We start from the raw sequence: 17,620 nt of genomic DNA, 5'->3' as shown, positions 1-17,620 counted from the left end.
CTGACCTTGGTCTTCAGGACTAGGGAAGCCCTAGTCAGTTGCTATTGGAGCCGCTGCTGCGGTAGGACTTGAAGAAGTCCGAGCTGTTGGGATCCACCACCACCACGTCCCCCTTGTTCGCAAAGCTGGATTTGTAAGCTTCCAGGCTGCGATAGAACTTGGCAAATTGTGGGTCTTGACCAAAGGATTCCGCATACGTCTTTGCAGCTTGCGCATCCCCCTCGCCCTTGATCTTCTGTGCATCACGGTAGGCATTGGCCACCGTAATTTCACGCTGACGATCTGCCTCCGCGCGAATCTTCTCGCCTTCGGCAGCACCAGTCGAGCGCAGCTCGTTGGCCACGCGCTTGCGCTCGGCTTCCATACGACGATAAACCGACTCAGTGATGGTCTCTGCGTAATCCACACGGGTAATACGCACATCCACCACATCCACGCCCCATGGCTTACCAGCAGTCACCGCATTCAGCACCTCTTGCTTGACATCGGCCATCAGGGTATCGCGCTTGCTAGAGAGCAACTCGCGCACGGTGCGCTTGTTCACTTCTTCCTGGAAAGCATTGCGCACCACACGGTTCAGCTGCATGGAGCCGGCACTTTCATCCAGACCCACATTACGGATGTATTCCGATGGGTCACTGATGCGCCAGCGCACATACCAGTCGATCACCACACGCTGTTTTTCAGCGGTCAGCATGGGCTCGGTGTCTGTGCTGTCGAGTGTCAACAAACGCTTGTCGATGTAGCGCACATTCTGAAAAGGTGGCGGAAGCTTGAAGTTCAATCCCGGCTCTGTAATCACGCTCTTGATCTGCCCCAAGGCATAGACCACGCCAAATTGGCGCTGGTCGACGACAAAGAGCATGGAGCTCAGCAACGCGAGCAGCACCAGAAAGCTAGAGGCAATAAATCCAACTCTGTTCACAACAGATCTCCTCAGCGGGAATCGCGTTCGCGCGAACGTGCATCACGTACGCGAGAATCAACAGGGGTTGCAGGCACCACAGTCACACCGTTTTGCGTTTGTGTACGTGCAGTGGTTTCATGCGGTGGCTGCGCGGCAGCACCTGCACTTTGCATGATTTTGTCCAATGGCAAATACAGCAAATTGGAGCCGCTCTTGGAATCCACCAGGACCTTGGTCACATTGCTGTAGACCTCTTGCATAGTTTCTGTGTAGAGACGGTCGCGGGTCACCTGGGGTGCTTTTTTGTACTCAGCCACCAAAGAGCTGAATCGCTGTGCATCACCTTCTGCCTGCGCAGCAATACGCTCACGATAGGCGTCAGCCTCTTCCTTCAAACGCGCCGCGGTACCGGTTGCGCGTGGAATCACGTCGTTGGCATACGCTTGTGCTTCGTTCTTGGCACGCTCGCGTTCCTGACCGGCCTTGAGCACATCATCAAACGCTGCTTGCACCTGCTCAGGAGGACGCACACCACCTTGCTGCATATTGATGCCGACCACCTCTACACCCACCTTGTAGCGATCCAGAATGGTTTGCATCAAATCACGGACCCGGGGCGCAATCTGGTCACGCTCTTCAGCCAGAGCGGTGTCCATCTTCATTTTGCCCACGACTTCACGCACCGCTGTTTCCGCCGCTTGCACGACAGCCACATCGGGGTTCTTGCTCTCGAACAGCCAAGCACGGGCATCGCTCAATCGATACTGCACCGCAAACTTGATTTCAACGATGTTCTCGTCTTCCGTCAGCATGGCTGACTCACGCAACCCTGTGCTCTTGATGATGGTGTCGCGCCCCACATCCACCGAACGGATTTGCGACACATAAACCAGCTCGTGGTTTTGAACCGGATAAGGCACACGCCAGTTAAAGCCCGCACCCACCGTAGAGTGGTACTTGCCAAACTGCGTAATCACCGCCTGCTGACCTTCTTGCACGATGAAGAAGCCAGTTCCCAGCCAGATCAGCACCGCAATGCCAGCGATCACACCAACGCCAATGCCTGCGCCTTTCATTTCAGGCTGCGAGCCATTGCTACCACGAGGCCCCTGTGGGGGCTTTCCGCCAAACAAGCCTGACAACTTGCGATTGAGGTCGCGCCACAACTCATCCAGATCGGGCGGCTGGCCCGCCTGGTGGTTCTGTCCACGTGAAGGTTGGTGGGATGAAGGCGGCGGAGTGGGACGATCAGAATCCGGGCGCTGCTCGCCCTCCCCTGCCTTGTTGTCCTCTCCACGACCCCAGCGGGGATCATTCAGATTGAACATACCCCGCAAGCGTTCTGGCAGCACTGCCCAGCGATGGGCGCGATTCAGGAAATTCATGCGAAAAGTCTCAATTGGTATAGCTATGGACCATATTGCATTGTGCCCAAATGTTGGGTGGGCACTTTGCTCAATCGTCGTAGTCTTCAGGGGACATTAGGCCAGACAGTAGATCATCCTCACCGCCTTGCACCGCCCCTTCGTCGGGTGCATTGCGTGCTGCGATGGCGGCATCCGCCAAAATCTGGCGCAGCTGCGGCAGCCCTTGACCACTGCGCGCACTGACAAAGACACGGGGAACAGCGACCCCGTCAACCTCATAAGTATCTTGCAGCAGTGCAGGCGTACGCGCTTCTGGCAATGCATCTAGCTTGTTGAACACCAGCACCTGCGGAATTCCCAGGGCATCGATTTCACCAAGCACCTTGCGCACTTGATCCATCTGCTCCGGAAAAGTTTCATTGGAAGCATCCACCACGTGCAGCAAAAGGTCGGCGTCTACCGCCTCCTGCAGCGTTGCCTGGAATGCTTCCACCAGCCCGTGCGGAAGGTCGCGAATGAAGCCCACCGTATCGGACAGCGACACCGACATACCTGCTTCTGTCAAATACAGCTGGCGGGTCGTGGTATCCAGGGTAGCAAACAGTTGGTCCGCGGCATATGCACGCGCCTTCACCAAGGCGTTGAACAACGTGGATTTCCCAGCATTGGTGTAACCCACCAAGGAGATGTTAAAAACATCCCGGCGCTCACGCTGACGGCGCTGGGTTTGCCGCTGTTTTTTGACTTTTTGCAGCTTGTCTTTGGTGCGCTTGATGGCGTCCGCAATCATGCGGCGGTCCAGCTCAATTTGCTTTTCACCAGGACCACCACGCCCACCAATACCGCCCATCTGACGCTCCAAGTGGGTCCAGCGACGCACCAAGCGGGTACTGACGTACTGCAAGCGTGCCAGTTCAACTTGCAACTTACCTTCGTGGCTGCGCGCGCGTTGAGCGAAGATTTCCAGGATCAACAACGTGCGGTCGTTGACGGGCATCTCCATATGGCGCTCTAGATTTCGCTGCTGCGCAGGACTCAACGCCTGATCAAACAGTACTTCACGCGCACCATGCATCTGCGCCAGCATTCGGATTTCATCCGCCTTGCCGCTGCCGATAAACAGTGCTGCATCGGGTGCTTTGCGCTTGCAGGTAATGCGTGCCACAGGGTGTAAGCCAGCCGTCTGTGCCAGCAAACCCAATTCTTCAAGCTCGTTGTCGAAGTGTGGAAGACCAAAATCAACGCCGACCAAAACGACAGGGGTCGCGTTGGGGGAGGAACTGGCGTTTGCGCTCATACCAGCACCTCCCCTGCCCCGTACTGCTGCACAGGGAAGGGATAAGTCAACAATTTCAAGCGGCTGCTGCCTCGTTGTCGTTGCCTTCTGCCATGTTGAAGTTCACGGCGCGGCCGGGAACGATGGTGGAGATGGCGTGCTTGTAGACCATCTGTGTCACTGTATTGCGCAGCAACACCACGTATTGGTCGAAAGATTCGATCTGACCTTGCAGCTTGATGCCGTTGACCAAGTAAATGGAAACGGGCACATGCTCACGGCGCAATGCGTTCAGGAAAGGATCTTGCAGGAGTTGGCCTTTATTGCTCACGATATTCTCCGTGTTCGGAAATGTTGTTGTAAACCGACACCTTACCACAGCCGCTTCTGTGCATTTTTCCCTGCGGGATTCGTTCACACAAACGCTGTGGTGATGGCTTCCCGCCTCAGTCGGTATAGGGATTGTGGGAAGTCTTGAACTCAATACGCAAGGGTGTTCCAACCAGATCAAACTCTTTGCGGAAACGCCCTTCCAAGAAGCGCCGGTAAGCATCCGTAATGTGCTCCACGGAATTTCCGTGCACCACGATCACGGGAGGATTCATACCGCCTTGGTGCGCATAACGCGGCTTAGGTCGATAAGCTCCCACCTTCTTAGGTGTTTGATACTGCACAGCCTCCATGAGCACCCGTGTGAGCACGGGTGTCGGCATTTTGCAGGTGGCCGCCTTGTGCGCCTGCACGATGGATGCCCACAGCGGCCCCAAGCCTTGGCGCTTGGTGGCCGAGATAAAGTGCAAGGCAGCAAACTTCAGGAAGCCCAAACGGGTTTCGATGGCGCGCTCCACCAGTTGGCGCTGGTAGTCGTCCACAGCATCCCATTTGTTCACGGCCACGACGACCGCACGGCCACTTTCCAAGACATAGCCTGCAATGTGCGCATCCTGGTCTGTCACGCCTTCGGTGGCGTCGATCAGCACGACCACCACGTTGGCGTCTTCGATCGCCTGCAAGGTCTTGACCACCGAGAATTTCTCAATAGCTTCAAACACGCGACCTTTGCGGCGCAAACCTGCAGTATCGATCAACTCGAACTTTTGACCATTGCGCTCAAACGGCACCGAAATCGCATCCCGCGTAGTGCCTGGCATATCGAACGCTACCAGGCGCTCTTCACCCAGCCATGTATTGATCAGTGTCGATTTGCCGGCATTCGGGCGCCCCGCCAAAGCCAAACGCACAGGCCGTGCTTCGACATCTTCAATGGTTTCTTCTTCTGGCACTTGCAACTGCAAAGGTGCCAGCGCCAGCTCCACCATGTCTTTCACGCCCTGGCCGTGCGCAGCAGAAACGGGATACACCTCTCCCAAGCCCAACTCAAAGAACTCAGAAAGTTGTGCTCCGGCTTTCATGCCTTCCGCTTTGTTGGCAACCAACAAGCAAGGCTTACCCAAGCGACGCAGGTAATTACCGATATCGTGATCTTGGGCGGACAAGCCATCGCGCGCATCCACCACAAACACCACCACATCGGCCTCGGCGACCGCCTGGCGGGTTTGCTTGGCCATCTCCTTGAAGATGCCCTTGGATGCATCGGGCTCAAAACCACCCGTGTCAATCACGATGTACTCGTGCTTACCTTGGCGCCCCTGGCCGTAATGGCGGTCGCGCGTCAACCCAGCAAAGTCAGCAACGATTGCATCGCGTGACTTTGTCAGTCGGTTAAACAAGGTTGATTTGCCCACATTGGGCCGCCCGACGAGGGCAATAACTGGCTTCATTCGAAAAATTCTGTCAATCCGGGCGGAAGCCGTAAATGCCACCACCGCGTGTCACAACCACCAACGTATCGGCAGCCACCACTGGTGCCACAGCCACACCAGTTCCATCTGTTGTCAGTCGATTCAGGTGCGAGCCGTCTTTTCTGGACAGCATATGCACCAACCCCGACTCATCCGCAGTTACCACCGCACGACCCAGCACCAGTGGTGCGGTCAGCTTGCGGTGCTGAAAACGATCCACCGACCAACGCTTTTCGCCGTCGGCCATATTCCAAGCCTGCACGATGCCATTGCTTTCCGTGCCAAACACGTACTCTGCATCAGCAGCAATTCCCACTGCTCCCTTGGCAGTTTGTGCCCAGCCTGTACGGCCTGCATTGGCATCCACGCAACCCACAGAAGACTGGAAGGCACGGGCACACACGGCATTGGCCACGCGGCTGGCGGGGCCAACCAAGTCAACCAGGCGTTCCACATCATTGGTACCGCGTGGCGATGCCAAGGGGGCTTCCCACTCCACGTTACCGTTATCGGGGTTCAATGCCACCAGGCGGCCGGACAAACCAGCCAGCAAGGTATTGCCATAGGGCATGAGCACGCCCTGCTGGCGCAGGACCAACGGCTCGCCTTCGCGTTTTTGCGTCCACAGCCGTGCGCCGTTTTCGGCATCAAAGGCCGATACGGAACGGTCTGCCGTCAGCACGAACACGCGGCCACCGGCCACCAAGGGCGCAGTAAATGCCGATGCACTCAGCTTGGCGCTCCACAGCTTGGATCCCGCCTCCAACATGACCAGCTCATTGCCTGTGGTCACCACCGCGGCCATACGGCCATCAGCACCCACACCGGTTTGCAAGTTTTTTCCGGCCTGAGCACGCCAGTTTTCACGGCCATTGGCCGCATTCACACTCACCACCGTACCGTCAGCAGCGGCCACCACCACGTTGTCACCCTGAACCTGGGCGCGCAAATTCAAATCTTTGACCGCAGGAATGTTCAGCTTCCACGCTTGGCGCACAGGCAGATTCACCACATTGGGGCCCAGGTCGGCGGGCTTGGCCGCCTTGCTGGAGCCAAACCACGCACAACCGCCCAAGGCTGTCACCAAGGCTGCGGCCAGCACAGTGCGTTGAGCAGTCATCCAAAAACGAGAACCTTGATGTTGTTGTGCGCTGTGATTCACTTAGTTGTCTCCGTCGAATTCGCTGAGCCAGATTCAGAAGTAGCTACGCCCAGTGCATTGAGCTTAAAGCCCACCAGCGCGCGGTAATCCAATTGCGCATCCAGCAGCTTCCAGGCATCCTGGTAGGCTGCCACTGCTTCACCTGCCTTGCCTTGCTGCTGCAGCACATCGCCCAGGCGGTCTGCGGCCAGGCCCTTGAACTCTGCAGGAAAGCTGGTGCGCAGCAGTGCTGCCGCTGCATCCAAGTCTTTTTCTTCCATCAGCACGGCTGCCAAGCGCAGCTTGGCCGTGGCCTGGTAGCCCTCGTCCTTGGTGTTGTCTACCGCCCATTGCAAGGCAGCCTTGGCTTCTGGCAGCTTGCCGCCGTTCACCGCCGATTGCGCCACCAGCAAAGCGGCGTGGCCAGCTTGCAGCGTCCCCTTGTAATCTGCCTTCACGGCGTCAAAAGCCTGGGTCACGCGGGCCTGGTCACCGCTTTCAACGGCGGTTGCCACCACATCAGCCATGGCCGATGCTTGCTGCGCCTGGCGCTGCTGCCAGAACTGCCAGCCATTCCAAGCGGCAAAACCCGCCATGATCACGACAGCCACGCCGGTGATGGGGGTACCCCACTTGTTCCAGAAGTGCTTGATCTGATCAAGTTGCTCTTGTTCTTCGAGGTCGAGATGCGTTGCCATATCTGGTGTCGTTACAAATTAAGCGTTCAATTGTAGGGTGTGTGCCCAACCCGCCACTTCGGTGAGCGATTGCTGCACTTGCTCGCCACCTTGGCCGTCGCGCAGCGACTTGACCGTGACCTTGCCTTGCGCCAGTTCGTCACCACCAAAAATCAGGGCAAAACGTGCGCCTGATGCATCGGCTTTCTTGAACTGCGACTTCATCGAGCCCATGCCTTCAGCCCCAGCGGTGTGCATCTGTGCACGCACGCCCGCTTCACGCAGCTGTGTCAGTGTGCGCAGCACCACAGGTATGGCCGATGCGTCAGGCACGATGGCATACACATCCAGCTGAGGATCGGGGATTTCGGTGCCCAGCTCTTTGACCAGCTCCAGCACACGCTCCACACCCAGCGCCCAACCCACGGCAGGCGCAGGCTTGCCGCCCACTTGCTCGATCAGGTAGTCGTAGCGGCCGCCGGCACAAATCGTACCTTGTGAGCCCAGCAAGTCGGTGACGAACTCGAACACCGACAGGTTGTAGTAGTCCAGTCCACGCACCAGACGGGGATTGACCGTCCAAGGCACGCCATTGGCGTCCAAGATGGCTTTGAGGCCATCAAAGTGCGCCAGCGAGGCTTCGCCCAGGTAATCCAGCAGCTTGGGCGCAGCGTTCACCATCTCCTGCATGGCAGGGTTCTTGGTATCCAGCACGCGCAGCGGGTTGCTGTACATGCGGCGCTTGGCTTCCTCGTCCATCACATCGGTGTGCTGTTCCAGGTAGGCAATCAGCGCTTCGCGGTGAGCCTTGCGCTCTTCAGGTTGGCCCAGGCTGTTGATTTCCAGGCGCCACTGGGTCAGGCCCAGGCGCTTCCACAACGCCACAGCCAGCAAGATCAGCTCGGCATCCACGTCAGGGCCGGCAAAGCCCAGGGCTTCGGCACCGATCTGGTGGAACTGGCGATAGCGGCCGCGCTGTGGGCGCTCGTGGCGGAACATGGGGCCCATGTACCACATGCGCTTGCCGCCGTCGTACAGCAAATTGTTTTCGATGGTGGCACGCACCAGGCTGGCTGTGCCTTCGGGGCGCAGCGTCAGGCGCTCACCGTTGAGCTTGTCTTCAAAGGAGTACATCTCCTTTTCAACGATGTCGGTCACCTCGCCAATGCCGCGCACAAACAGCTGCGTATGCTCGACGATGGGGGTGCGCACATTGCGGTAGGCAAAGCGGCCCATCAGGTCGCGCACCTGCGCTTCCAGCCATTCCCAACGCACGGAGTCGGCGGGAAGAATGTCGTTCATGCCTTTGACGGCGGAGAGTTTTTCGGTCTTTGCCACTTCTGAGATCTCACCAAATGTGCAGCCGTAAAAATAAGAGCTGCTTGCGCTTATCTAGCGCGGTTTTCAAATACTTTTATAACGCAAAGCATTGTTTAACAAACGCTAGCAGCTATTGTTTTATTAAGCACCCTGGCCCCAGCGGCGTTGCACGTAGGACTCGACAATGCCTTGGAATTCTTGCGCAATGCCTTCGCCGCGCAGCGTCATGGCTTTTTCGCCATCAATGAAGACGGGCGCTGCGGGCGCTTCGCCGTTGCCCGGCAAACTGATGCCGATATCGGCGTGCTTGCTCTCACCAGGGCCGTTGACGATGCAGCCCATCACGGCCACTTTCATCGCTTCCACGCCTGGGTACTTCATGCGCCACACGGGCATTTGACCACGCAGGTAGTCATCAATTTGCTTGGCCAGTTCCTGGAAGGTGGTGCTGGTGGTGCGGCCGCAACCAGGGCAAGCCGTCACGCTGGGCACAAACACACGCAGGCCCAAGGCCTGCAAAATTTCAGAAGCCACCACGACTTCTTGCGTGCGCGCTTCACCAGGCTGGGGCGTGAGCGAGACGCGAATGGTGTCGCCAATGCCTTCTTGCAACAGCACCGACAGCGCTACCGCTGAAGCCACGGTGCCCTTCGTACCCATACCGGCTTCGGTCAAACCCAGGTGCAATGCGTAATCGCAGCGACGCGCCAGTTCGCGGTACACCGAGATCAAATCCTGCACACCGCTGACCTTGCACGACAAGATGATGTTGTCGGGGTTCAAGCCAATGTTCTTGGCCAGCTCTGCAGAGCTGATGGCCGAGGTAATCAACGCCTCATACATCACCTGGCGTGTCTGCCAAGGCGTGGCACGCTTGGAGTTCTGATCCATCAGCTCGGCCATGATCTCCTGGTCGAGCGAGCCCCAGTTCACACCAATGCGCACCGCCTTGTCGTACTTGGCAGCAATTTCGATCATCTGGCCGAACTGCTTGTCTTTTTTATCGCCCTTGCCCACGTTGCCGGGATTGATGCGGTATTTGGACAGCGCCTGCGCACATTCCGGGTAGTCCGTCAACAAACGGTGGCCGTTGTAGTGGAAGTCCCCCACCAGCGGCACATACTCGCCCATGCGGTCGAGCTGCTCACGGATATAGGGAACGGCCGCTGCGGCCTCCGGCGTATTCACGGTGATACGCACCATCTCCGAACCTGCTTGCGCCAGCTGGCGCACCTGAATCGCCGTCTCAACGGCGTCCACGGTGTCGGTATTGGTCATGGATTGCACACGCACGGGTGCATCACCCCCCACGGTGACCACGTTGTTGCGCCACACCACACGAGCCTGACGGCTCTTGCGGGGCAGCGGTGCGGCAATCGCGATGGGCGACGCCTGGAATGTGTTGTCAGACACTTGTTACTTCACCTCGAATCGGGCCACATTGTTTTTGGCCGAACTGGTCAAATCCAATGCAACGCCATCAATCTCCAGCGTGGTGGCACTGGCATTGCCCACCACCACCTGAAGTGGTCGACCAGCAGGCGCTTCTTCCAAAACGTCACCGGCCTTCAAAATCTTTTCCATCACCACCTGGTTGTGCACATCACGCACCTGCACCCAGGTTTCACCTGCTGCAGTGAAGCGCAAAGCCGGAGCACCCACGCCCGCAGCAGGCGCTGCAGGGGCGGTAGAGGCGATCGCGGATGGAGCGGGAGACGCCGCCTCGGCGGTGGGCGCTGCGCTCACCACAGGGGTTGCTTCTACCACCGCAGGCTTTTCCACAACGGGGGCAGGTGCAGCATCCGCAGGTGCTTCATCTGCGGCTGGCGCTTCTGGGCCAGTCTGCACCTGGGGCATGAACAAAGGCTCGTCAGCATTCGCTGCACCGGCCGCCACCACCGCATCGTCTCCCGACTGCCACTGTGGCAAGAAGTACAAGCCTGCGCCGCCCGCCACGGCAATCAGCAGCGCCGCAACCACTTTGACCGCATTGCCGGAGCCGTTGTCTTGCGACGAGGACATCAACGAGCGCAGCGTCTTCTCTTTAAACGGTGCATTGATCCCTTCGGGGTTGGATGCCAGCTTGGCCGCTTCGTGCCTGGGCAAACCCGCCAGCACGGGCTCTGGCGCGATGTGCAGCAAACGGCACACGCTCAACGCCAAAGAACGCGTAAAGACCGAGTCAGTCAACACATCCCAGCGGTCTTCCTCCAGCGCCTGCAGTTTGTAGACCGGCACTTTCAGCGTGGCTGCCACGCTCTGCACCGACATCTGCTGCTGCTCACGCGCCTGGCGCAACAACTGGCCAGCACCACCATTGGCTGGCTGCGTCGTTGCGTTGCTGCTGCGCTGTTGATCCGCGCTATCCACTACCACCTCAGTCATCAAAAGCTCCCCGCTCAAACCGTTGCCATTCCTTGGAATCAGGGAATCGCTTATGTAATTGATCAGCCAACTGTCGCATCGCTACGCGGTCACCCAGGCTGCGCTCCACTTTGATTCCCAACCAAAGCGATTGCGCAGAAGCCCACTGACCGTTGTTGACGCGACGCACATAAAACTGCGCACGCTCGGCCTTACCCTGGGCCTGCAGCGCATCTGCAAAATTGTAGGCAACCGCAGGGTTGCCTGGATCTATTTCATGGGCCTTTTCCAGCGCCTGCAAGGCTGCATCCAGTTGCCCTGCGTTGCGCAGGCAAACGCCCTTGGCCAGCCAGATGCGAGAGACCGGCTGCCCACTGGTACGCGGCGCAGCCAAGGCTGCATCCAAGTTGCGCTCAGCCAGAGCGAACTGCTTTTGCTGGCATTGCAGCCAGCCCAGGTTGTACAAAGCGTCAGCATCGCCCGGGCGCAGGGAAAGCGCTTGCACAAAGCTTTCATTTGCCGCTTTGTAATCCTGCAAGCTCATATGGATCCAACCTTTGAGGTTGTAGGCATCCACATAACGGGGGTAAGCTTGCAGCGCTTGGGCCACCTCACCCAATGCCACCTCTGCACGGCCTTCTTCAAAGTGCAGGGCCGCCAGTTGCAGGCGTGTTTTTGCCAAGCGGTGCACTTCGGTTTCTGCCGCTGAACCAGGAATCGCTTCTGGCGCCACCGAACCACCTGGTGCGGCACAACCCACCACCACGGATGCAATCACCACCCCTCCCATGGCCCGGCAAGCCTTGCTCAAGAACTGCTTCAGGGAAACGAATGGTGTTGGCATGCACATCCTCGCAAATGGAACCGTTAGAAAATAGGCGTCAGCGGTATGGTACGTTGCTTTGCCATGCGCTCAGCGGCTCGCGTTCTGTCTTTCACGTCACCGGCCAGCTGGCCACAGGCAGCATCGATATCGTCACCCCGGGTCTTGCGCACCGTGGTCACAATACCCGCATCACTGAGCATTTTTGCAAACGCGGTGACCGCAGCATTCGACGAACGCAGCAGGCCAGAGGCAGGAAATGGATTGAACGGAATCAAGTTCAGCTTGCACCAAGGTTTGCCCTTGCCATGCTGGCGAATGAGTTCAATCAATTGCTGCGCATGCTCAGGCTTGTCATTCACACCGTCGAGCATGCAGTACTCGAACGTAATGAAATCTCGTGGCGCGAACTCCAGATAGCGAATGCATGCCTGCATCAGCTCATCCAGAGGGTACTTTTTATTCAATGGCACCAGGTTGTCACGCAATGGATCATTGGGTGCGTGCAGCGAGACAGCCAGCGCCACCGCACAGTCTTGCGCCAAACGATCCATCATGGGAACAACACCAGAGGTCGACACCGTCACACGGCGGCGCGACAGACCATAAGCATGGTCATCCAGCATGGTGCGCAGCGCAGGCACCAAGGCCGTGTAGTTCTGCATAGGTTCCCCCATGCCCATCATCACCACATTGGTGATGACACGGTCCTCTCTTTGGAGGTGCTTGCGCAAGAAATGTTCGGCAAACCACAGCTGCGCCATGATTTCGCCGGTCGACAGATTGCGGCTGAAGCCCTGGTGCCCGGTCGAGCAAAAGCGACAGCCCACCGCACAACCTGCCTGCGAAGAGACACACAGTGTGCCGCGGTCATCTTCTGGAATAAATACAGATTCCACAGCATTGCCATCACCCACATCAAACAGCCACTTGATCGTGCCGTCTTGGGATTCGTGCTGGGTAATCACGGGCAAGCCTTCAATATGAGCTTGGCCTTTGAGCTTTTCGCGCAAGGACTTGGCCAGATCGGTCATCTGGTCAAAGTCGCTGGCACCGCGCTGGTGGATCCAGCGAAACAGCTGCGTAGCGCGAAAACGCTTCTCCCCCAGCGACTCGCAATAGGCGGTCAGTCCCTGAAGGTCAAAATTCAAAAGATTGGTGGTGGTCATATGCATTACCCCAGACCACTTACAGGGCAACACTCCCATGCGGGGGTGCTGCCGTTACAGCAAGCACGGCCAGCATGGGATTCATGGAATTAACGTGCGTAGACGTTCATGCCAGGGAAGAAGAAAGCGATTTCGACAGCAGCTGTTTCAGCAGCGTCGGAACCGTGCACAGCGTTGGCATCGATGCTGTCAGCGAAGTCAGCGCGGATGGTGCCGGCTTCAGCCTTCTTAGGATCGGTAGCGCCCATCAGTTCGCGGTTCTTCAGGATGGCGTTTTCGCCTTCCAGCGCTTGGATCATCACGGGACCGGAGATCATGAACTCAACCAGGTCCTTGAAGAAAGGACGGGCAGCGTGCACAGCGTAGAACTGCTCAGCATCAGCGCGCGACAGGTGCACCAGCTTGGCAGCGGCGATCTTCAGGCCAGCGCCTTCGAAACGGCTGTAGATTTGGCCGATCACGTTCTTGGCAACTGCGTCAGGCTTGATGATGGAGAGGGTACGTTCGATAGCCATTTGGATTTCCTAATGAAAAGGGAATGATTTTTTGCCGACTCGGCAAAACCCTTGATTCTAACGGGGCGCAGGCAAACCTTGAAACTGGGTCACCAAGCGCCCTTGATGGTTTAACGGCCGTTGCGGCGAGCGCCAGGTTTGCGCTTTTGCTCGGCACGCGCGCGCGCCAGACTGTCACTACCGATATACCCCACCGATGTTTGCATCGGATCGGGCTGTGCACCCGGCAATTGGTAATCGTTGTTGCTGGTGCGTTTGGGGCCGGACTTGGTCTTGCGACGCGCCCGCAAGAAGCGCTCTTCCTCGGCCACATTGACACGCGCCTTTTTGCGTGACCCTGCGCGATCCGACTCACGACGCACATTACCCTGTGTTGCAGCCTTCTTGGGCTTAGGCATTGCCGAACCGGTCGCCTTGATCAGGGCCTGCACGTCTTGCTCATCCAGCTCCATCCATGCACCGCGACGCAAGCCACGGGGCAACTGCATCGCACCATAACGGATACGAATCAAGCGACTCACTGCACGCCCCACCGACTCAAACATGCGACGCACCTCGCGATTGCGCCCTTCCGAAATCGTTACCCGGTACCAAACGTTGGCACCTTCACCACCGCCGTCCTCAATAGAGCCAAAAGCAGCCTCACCATCATCGAGCTGAACGCCCGTTGTCAGCAACTGCTTTTCTTCCTTGGTCAGGGCACCCAACACACGCACAGCGTATTCGCGCTCCAAGCCAAAGCGGGGGTGCATCAGGTTATTGGCCAGGGTGCCTGAACTGGTAAACAGCAGCAAGCCTTCGGTATTCAAGTCCAGACGCCCCACCGACTGCCACTTCCCGTTGTGCAACTTGGGCAAGCGACGAAACACCGTGGGACGGTTTTGCGGATCATCCAGGGTCACCACTTCGCCCGCAGGCTTGTGGTATGCCAGCACCCGCACGGCAGGAGGATCAATACGCACCTTCACGGGCTTACCATCCACCTTGATGCTGTCACCCAATTGAATGCGCTGCCCCACATGGGCCAGCTGTGCATTCACCGTGATGCGGCCTTCCGCAATCCAGCGTTCCACCTCCAGGCGCGACCCCAGCCCGGCCTGGGCCAGCACTTTGTGCAGCTTCGGCGATTCAACTTCGGGCTTGAGCACGCGCTTATCAGCCACTGCATCGTCGCCCAGCGCCTCTGCTGCATCCAGCTCACCAGCGACGACGGCATCAAAGTCATAGCTTGGCTCAGCATTGAGCAATGCCAGCATGTCTTGTTCAGGTTGCTGCGCAGTTGGGGCATTTTCACGCACCGTCTGCGGCTTGCGCTCGGCACTGCGTGGCTCGCGACGCGCGGGCTTTTGTTCTTTCGTCATGATTTCCATTTCCGCGCCCAACCATCGCTCCAGGCAAGACGCTTTCAGTCAAATTTAGGCGGTGTACGCCAAGCACTCAGGCTTTATCGGCTTCGCTAGTTTCTGCCACTGCTTCCACCGCGTTCACATCAGCGGACGACGACAGATCACCCTCTGCTGCAGCAACCGGCACAAACACAGCATCCATGGGCAATGCAGGCTCAGCAAACAGGTCATCGGCGGGCGCTTCAGGCAAGGCACCATCAGCCATCACCACACCTGCGCCATCCGCCTCGCCTTCCAGCGCATTGAACAACGAAGCTTGGGACTCTGGCTCATCCAGCATGGGCAACTCATCCAGGGATTTAAGCCCCAGGTCATCCAAGAACTGCCGCGTGGTGGCCAGCAGCGCCGGACGCCCCACGGTTTCACGGTGGCCAATTTCTTCCACCCAGCCCCGGTCTTCCAACTGCTTGATGATCAAGCTATTGACCGTCACCCCACGGATGTCTTCAATATCACCGCGCGTAACCGGTTGACGGTACGCAATGATGGCCAGCGTCTCCAGCACCGCACGGCTATAGCGTGGGGGCTTTCCCGGGTGCAATTTATCGAGATAGCCACGCATCTCCGGGCGGCTTTGAAAACGCCAGCCCGAAGCAATTTGCACCAACTCCACACCCCGACCCGTCCATTCTTGCTGCAATGCCAGCAACAAGTCCTTGAGTGTGTCCGCCCCCAAATTACCGTCAAACAGCGCGCGCAAATCCCTCAGCGGCAAAGGCTGCTGAGCACAGATCAAGGCGGTTTCTAGGACCCGTTTGGCATCAACCGAATTCATGGTTTAGACGCAAGCCTCGCAAGAGGAAAGGGGGAGGAGACAGATGGACCGGACCCTCACGGGCAAGTACACCAACGAAAAGGGTAAGCCACAGGCCCGCCCTTTGTTCATTGTGGATTGTAGCTTAGACCCAATTGTTCAGCTGCCACCAGGAAATCAGCGGGCGGCTCTGCCGCCAACTCCAGATGCTCCCCAGTCCTCGGATGGTCAAAAGACAGCCGGAACGCATGCAGCGCCTGCCGCTGCATGCCACCTGCTTGTGCACCGCCGTACAAGGCATCGGCAACCAACGGATGCCCCAAAGAAAGCATGTGCACGCGGATTTGGTGGGTTCGCCCCGTATGCAGCTTGCAGTGCACCAAACAATGCTCCGCAGTCGTCGCCCAACAGGTGATATCTGTGCGCGCCTCCTTGCCAGCATGCTGTGCCAGATCCACCACCGCCATGCGCAGGCGATTGCGAGGATCACGGCCAATCGGCGCATCTACTTTCTGCAGCTCAGGCCCTTTCCAGGGCTTGTGCGCCAGCGCCAAGTATCGACGGCTCACATCTCGTCGCGCAATCAATGCCACCAAGGCATCCATGGTCTGGCGATCTTTCGCCACCACCATCAAACCGCTGGTGTCTTTGTCCAGACGGTGCACGATGCCAGCACGCGGCACCGTTACAGCTCCCGCATGGTGTGCCAACAGTCCATTGAGCAGCGTCCCCTGCCAGTTACCGGGTGCGGGGTGCACCACGAGGCCCGCCGGCTTATTCAGCACCAGCAAATAGGCATCTTCATAGACCACATCCAGCGCCATGGCCTCCGGCTTGAACGACTGGCTTTGCGCCGTAGGCCGCATTTCAACGCCAATGACATCGCCAAGCTTAACTTTGACCGAAGACTTGGTCGCCACCTTGTGGTTGAGCTGTACCGCACCTTGCTCCAGCAATTGCTGCAGATAGCTGCGCGAAAACTCAGGCACCAAATCAACCAGCGCTTTGTCAAGGCGCCCACCGTGCTGCGCCATTTGCACCACCAATGTCCGCAGCTCTACCGCCGCAGCTGCGGCCTCCAGTTCAGAGGCATCTTCCGCCTCCAACAGCATCTCGTGATCCACTGGCTCAGCATTAGGACTCACGCCTATTCCCCATCAAAACATACCAACAAAAAATGCCCGGCGCAGTTGGCTGCCGGGCATTGTGACCAAAGCAATCGCCTGGTGCAGCGTTTAGCGTGCAGGCAAGTAACGCGAAGGATCCACCGGCTTGCCTTGTCGGCGCACCTCGAAGTGCAGCTTCACGCGATCGGCATCGCTGTTACCCATCTCGGCAATCTTCTGGCCCTTCTTCACGTTTTGATCTTCCTTGACCAACAACTTCTGGTTGTGCGCATAGGCCGTCAAATACGTGTTGTTGTGCTTCAAGATCACCAGATGACCATAGCCACGCAGACCGGCACCGGCATAGACCACTCGGCCATCGGCCGTGGCCACAATAGGGTCACCTGCCTTGCCTGCGATGTCCAAGCCCTTGTTGGTGGACTCATTAAAGCCCGCGATGACTGCACCCGATGCAGGCCACATAAAGCCTAAACCACTGGCATCCCCACCTGCGCTGGCAGGCGCGCTGCTCTCCGCAGGAGCTGCTGCCGCAGGGGGCGTGGCAACTGGAGTGCTGGCGGTGCTACCCGCAGGTGGCAATGTCACGGCCTGCACCGAAGTCGATGCGACAGGGCGTGCACCGGGCGAAGGCTCTACGGTGCCTGGTGGCACCACGCGCACCACCTGCCCCACCTCGATCAGATCAGGGTTGGTCAGGTTGCTCCAACGGGCAATGTCTTTCCAGCTCTGGCCATGTTCCAGACCAATACGAATCAGCGTGTCACCCGTTTGCACCGTGTAATAACCGGGTTTGCCCGCATTTTCAGCACCGGGCAGCGTTGCAGGATCCACACGCGCCACGTTATTCGAACTCCAGCCTCCACGGTCCTCGACCGGCGCCTTGTTCACCTGAGCACAGCCTGCCAGCAAACCGCCAGCGACCAGCACTGCACTCAAAGCTCCAAGACCTCGCGATAACAACATATTTATTTC

17 protein-coding genes are annotated in these 17,620 nt (G+C 58.1%); all 17 read right to left on the bottom strand.

Annotated elements, in window-relative coordinates:
* Window positions 1-34: 34 nt before the first annotated feature.
* The 17 genes from hflC to AC27VO_RS04360 all read right to left on the bottom strand — a co-directional run bounded on the left by hflC (window position 35) and on the right by AC27VO_RS04360 (window position 17,611).
* Window positions 35-925, bottom strand: a complete 891-nt coding sequence (hflC, locus tag AC27VO_RS04440) for a protease modulator HflC (protein ID WP_488665470.1) — start codon at window positions 923-925, stop codon at window positions 35-37.
* Window positions 926-936: 11 nt separating this feature from the next.
* Entirely contained in the window at window positions 937-2,292 is a 1,356-nt protein-coding gene (gene hflK, locus AC27VO_RS04435; protein ID WP_488665469.1) for an FtsH protease activity modulator HflK, read from the bottom strand.
* A gap of 70 nt (window positions 2,293-2,362) precedes the next feature.
* Window positions 2,363-3,571 (bottom strand): GTPase HflX, encoded by a 1,209-nt coding sequence (gene hflX, locus AC27VO_RS04430; RefSeq protein WP_488665468.1) that lies wholly within the window; start codon window positions 3,569-3,571, stop codon window positions 2,363-2,365.
* A gap of 55 nt (window positions 3,572-3,626) precedes the next feature.
* The gene (gene hfq / locus AC27VO_RS04425; RefSeq protein ID WP_488665467.1) at window positions 3,627-3,881 is read right to left on the bottom strand and encodes an RNA chaperone Hfq; all 255 of its coding nucleotides are present in this window, start codon (window positions 3,879-3,881) and stop codon (window positions 3,627-3,629) included.
* Window positions 3,882-3,996: 115 nt separating this feature from the next.
* Entirely contained in the window at window positions 3,997-5,331 is a 1,335-nt protein-coding gene (gene der, locus AC27VO_RS04420; RefSeq protein WP_488665466.1) for a ribosome biogenesis GTPase Der, read from the bottom strand.
* A gap of 13 nt (window positions 5,332-5,344) precedes the next feature.
* Window positions 5,345-6,472: an outer membrane protein assembly factor BamB gene (bamB, locus tag AC27VO_RS04415; RefSeq protein WP_488665465.1), complete on the bottom strand. Its 1,128-nt coding sequence runs from the start codon at window positions 6,470-6,472 to the stop codon at window positions 5,345-5,347.
* Between the two features lie 38 nt (window positions 6,473-6,510).
* Window positions 6,511-7,191, bottom strand: a complete 681-nt coding sequence (locus AC27VO_RS04410; protein ID WP_488665464.1) for a YfgM family protein — start codon at window positions 7,189-7,191, stop codon at window positions 6,511-6,513.
* A gap of 18 nt (window positions 7,192-7,209) precedes the next feature.
* On the bottom strand, window positions 7,210-8,472 hold the full coding sequence (gene hisS / locus AC27VO_RS04405; RefSeq protein ID WP_488665547.1) for a histidine--tRNA ligase: 1,263 nt from the start codon (window positions 8,470-8,472) through the stop codon (window positions 7,210-7,212).
* A 159-nt stretch (window positions 8,473-8,631) separates the two neighbouring features.
* Complete coding sequence (ispG, locus tag AC27VO_RS04400) at window positions 8,632-9,903, bottom strand: flavodoxin-dependent (E)-4-hydroxy-3-methylbut-2-enyl-diphosphate synthase (protein ID WP_488665463.1); 1,272 nt, start codon at window positions 9,901-9,903, stop codon at window positions 8,632-8,634.
* A 3-nt stretch (window positions 9,904-9,906) separates the two neighbouring features.
* Window positions 9,907-10,875 carry a helix-turn-helix domain-containing protein gene (locus AC27VO_RS04395; protein ID WP_488665462.1) on the bottom strand — a complete coding sequence of 323 codons (969 nt, stop codon included), beginning with the start codon at window positions 10,873-10,875 and terminating at the stop codon, window positions 9,907-9,909.
* Window positions 10,868-11,698, bottom strand: a complete 831-nt coding sequence (locus tag AC27VO_RS04390; RefSeq protein WP_488665461.1) for a tetratricopeptide repeat protein — start codon at window positions 11,696-11,698, stop codon at window positions 10,868-10,870. Before AC27VO_RS04390 ends, AC27VO_RS04395 begins: the two co-directional genes overlap by 8 nt.
* Window positions 11,699-11,721: 23 nt before the next feature.
* Complete coding sequence (rlmN, locus tag AC27VO_RS04385; RefSeq protein WP_488665546.1) at window positions 11,722-12,846, bottom strand: dual-specificity RNA methyltransferase RlmN; 1,125 nt, start codon at window positions 12,844-12,846, stop codon at window positions 11,722-11,724.
* Between the two features lie 89 nt (window positions 12,847-12,935).
* Window positions 12,936-13,361 carry a nucleoside-diphosphate kinase gene (ndk, locus tag AC27VO_RS04380; protein ID WP_488665460.1) on the bottom strand — a complete coding sequence of 142 codons (426 nt, stop codon included), beginning with the start codon at window positions 13,359-13,361 and terminating at the stop codon, window positions 12,936-12,938.
* A 110-nt stretch (window positions 13,362-13,471) separates the two neighbouring features.
* Window positions 13,472-14,722, bottom strand: a complete 1,251-nt coding sequence (gene rluB, locus AC27VO_RS04375) for a 23S rRNA pseudouridine(2605) synthase RluB (RefSeq protein WP_488665459.1) — start codon at window positions 14,720-14,722, stop codon at window positions 13,472-13,474.
* A 76-nt stretch (window positions 14,723-14,798) separates the two neighbouring features.
* Complete coding sequence (scpB, locus tag AC27VO_RS04370; protein ID WP_488665458.1) at window positions 14,799-15,542, bottom strand: SMC-Scp complex subunit ScpB; 744 nt, start codon at window positions 15,540-15,542, stop codon at window positions 14,799-14,801.
* 107 nt (window positions 15,543-15,649) lie between these two features.
* Window positions 15,650-16,633: an RluA family pseudouridine synthase gene (locus AC27VO_RS04365; RefSeq protein WP_488665545.1), complete on the bottom strand. Its 984-nt coding sequence runs from the start codon at window positions 16,631-16,633 to the stop codon at window positions 15,650-15,652.
* Window positions 16,634-16,756: 123 nt separating this feature from the next.
* A complete protein-coding gene (locus tag AC27VO_RS04360) occupies window positions 16,757-17,611 on the bottom strand; it encodes a peptidoglycan DD-metalloendopeptidase family protein (protein ID WP_488665457.1) in 855 nt (284 codons plus the stop codon).
* Between the last annotated feature and the right edge of the window lie 9 nt (window positions 17,612-17,620).

The sequence above is a fragment of the Comamonas sp. 14P8.1.4 genome (genome assembly GCF_057799285.1).
Note: the sequence above shows the minus strand (reverse complement) of the source record. Positions and strands in the feature narration are given on the sequence as shown.

Coding starts and splice junctions, on each gene's coding strand:
- hflK (WP_488665469.1), bottom strand. CDS start 2,292: ATGAATTTCCTGAATCGCGCCCATCGCTGGGCAGTGCTGCCAGAACGC.
- hflX (WP_488665468.1), bottom strand. CDS start 3,571: ATGAGCGCAAACGCCAGTTCCTCCCCCAACGCGACCCCTGTCGTTTTG.
- der (WP_488665466.1), bottom strand. CDS start 5,331: ATGAAGCCAGTTATTGCCCTCGTCGGGCGGCCCAATGTGGGCAAATCA.
- bamB (WP_488665465.1), bottom strand. CDS start 6,472: ATGACTGCTCAACGCACTGTGCTGGCCGCAGCCTTGGTGACAGCCTTG.
- AC27VO_RS04410 (WP_488665464.1), bottom strand. CDS start 7,191: ATGGCAACGCATCTCGACCTCGAAGAACAAGAGCAACTTGATCAGATC.
- hisS (WP_488665547.1), bottom strand. CDS start 8,472: ATGAACGACATTCTTCCCGCCGACTCCGTGCGTTGGGAATGGCTGGAA.
- AC27VO_RS04395 (WP_488665462.1), bottom strand. CDS start 10,875: ATGACTGAGGTGGTAGTGGATAGCGCGGATCAACAGCGCAGCAGCAAC.
- AC27VO_RS04390 (WP_488665461.1), bottom strand. CDS start 11,698: ATGCCAACACCATTCGTTTCCCTGAAGCAGTTCTTGAGCAAGGCTTGC.
- rlmN (WP_488665546.1), bottom strand. CDS start 12,846: ATGACCACCACCAATCTTTTGAATTTTGACCTTCAGGGACTGACCGCC.
- ndk (WP_488665460.1), bottom strand. CDS start 13,361: ATGGCTATCGAACGTACCCTCTCCATCATCAAGCCTGACGCAGTTGCC.
- rluB (WP_488665459.1), bottom strand. CDS start 14,722: ATGACGAAAGAACAAAAGCCCGCGCGTCGCGAGCCACGCAGTGCCGAG.
- scpB (WP_488665458.1), bottom strand. CDS start 15,542: ATGAATTCGGTTGATGCCAAACGGGTCCTAGAAACCGCCTTGATCTGT.
- AC27VO_RS04365 (WP_488665545.1), bottom strand. CDS start 16,633: ATGCTGTTGGAGGCGGAAGATGCCTCTGAACTGGAGGCCGCAGCTGCG.
- AC27VO_RS04360 (WP_488665457.1), bottom strand. CDS start 17,611: ATGTTGTTATCGCGAGGTCTTGGAGCTTTGAGTGCAGTGCTGGTCGCT.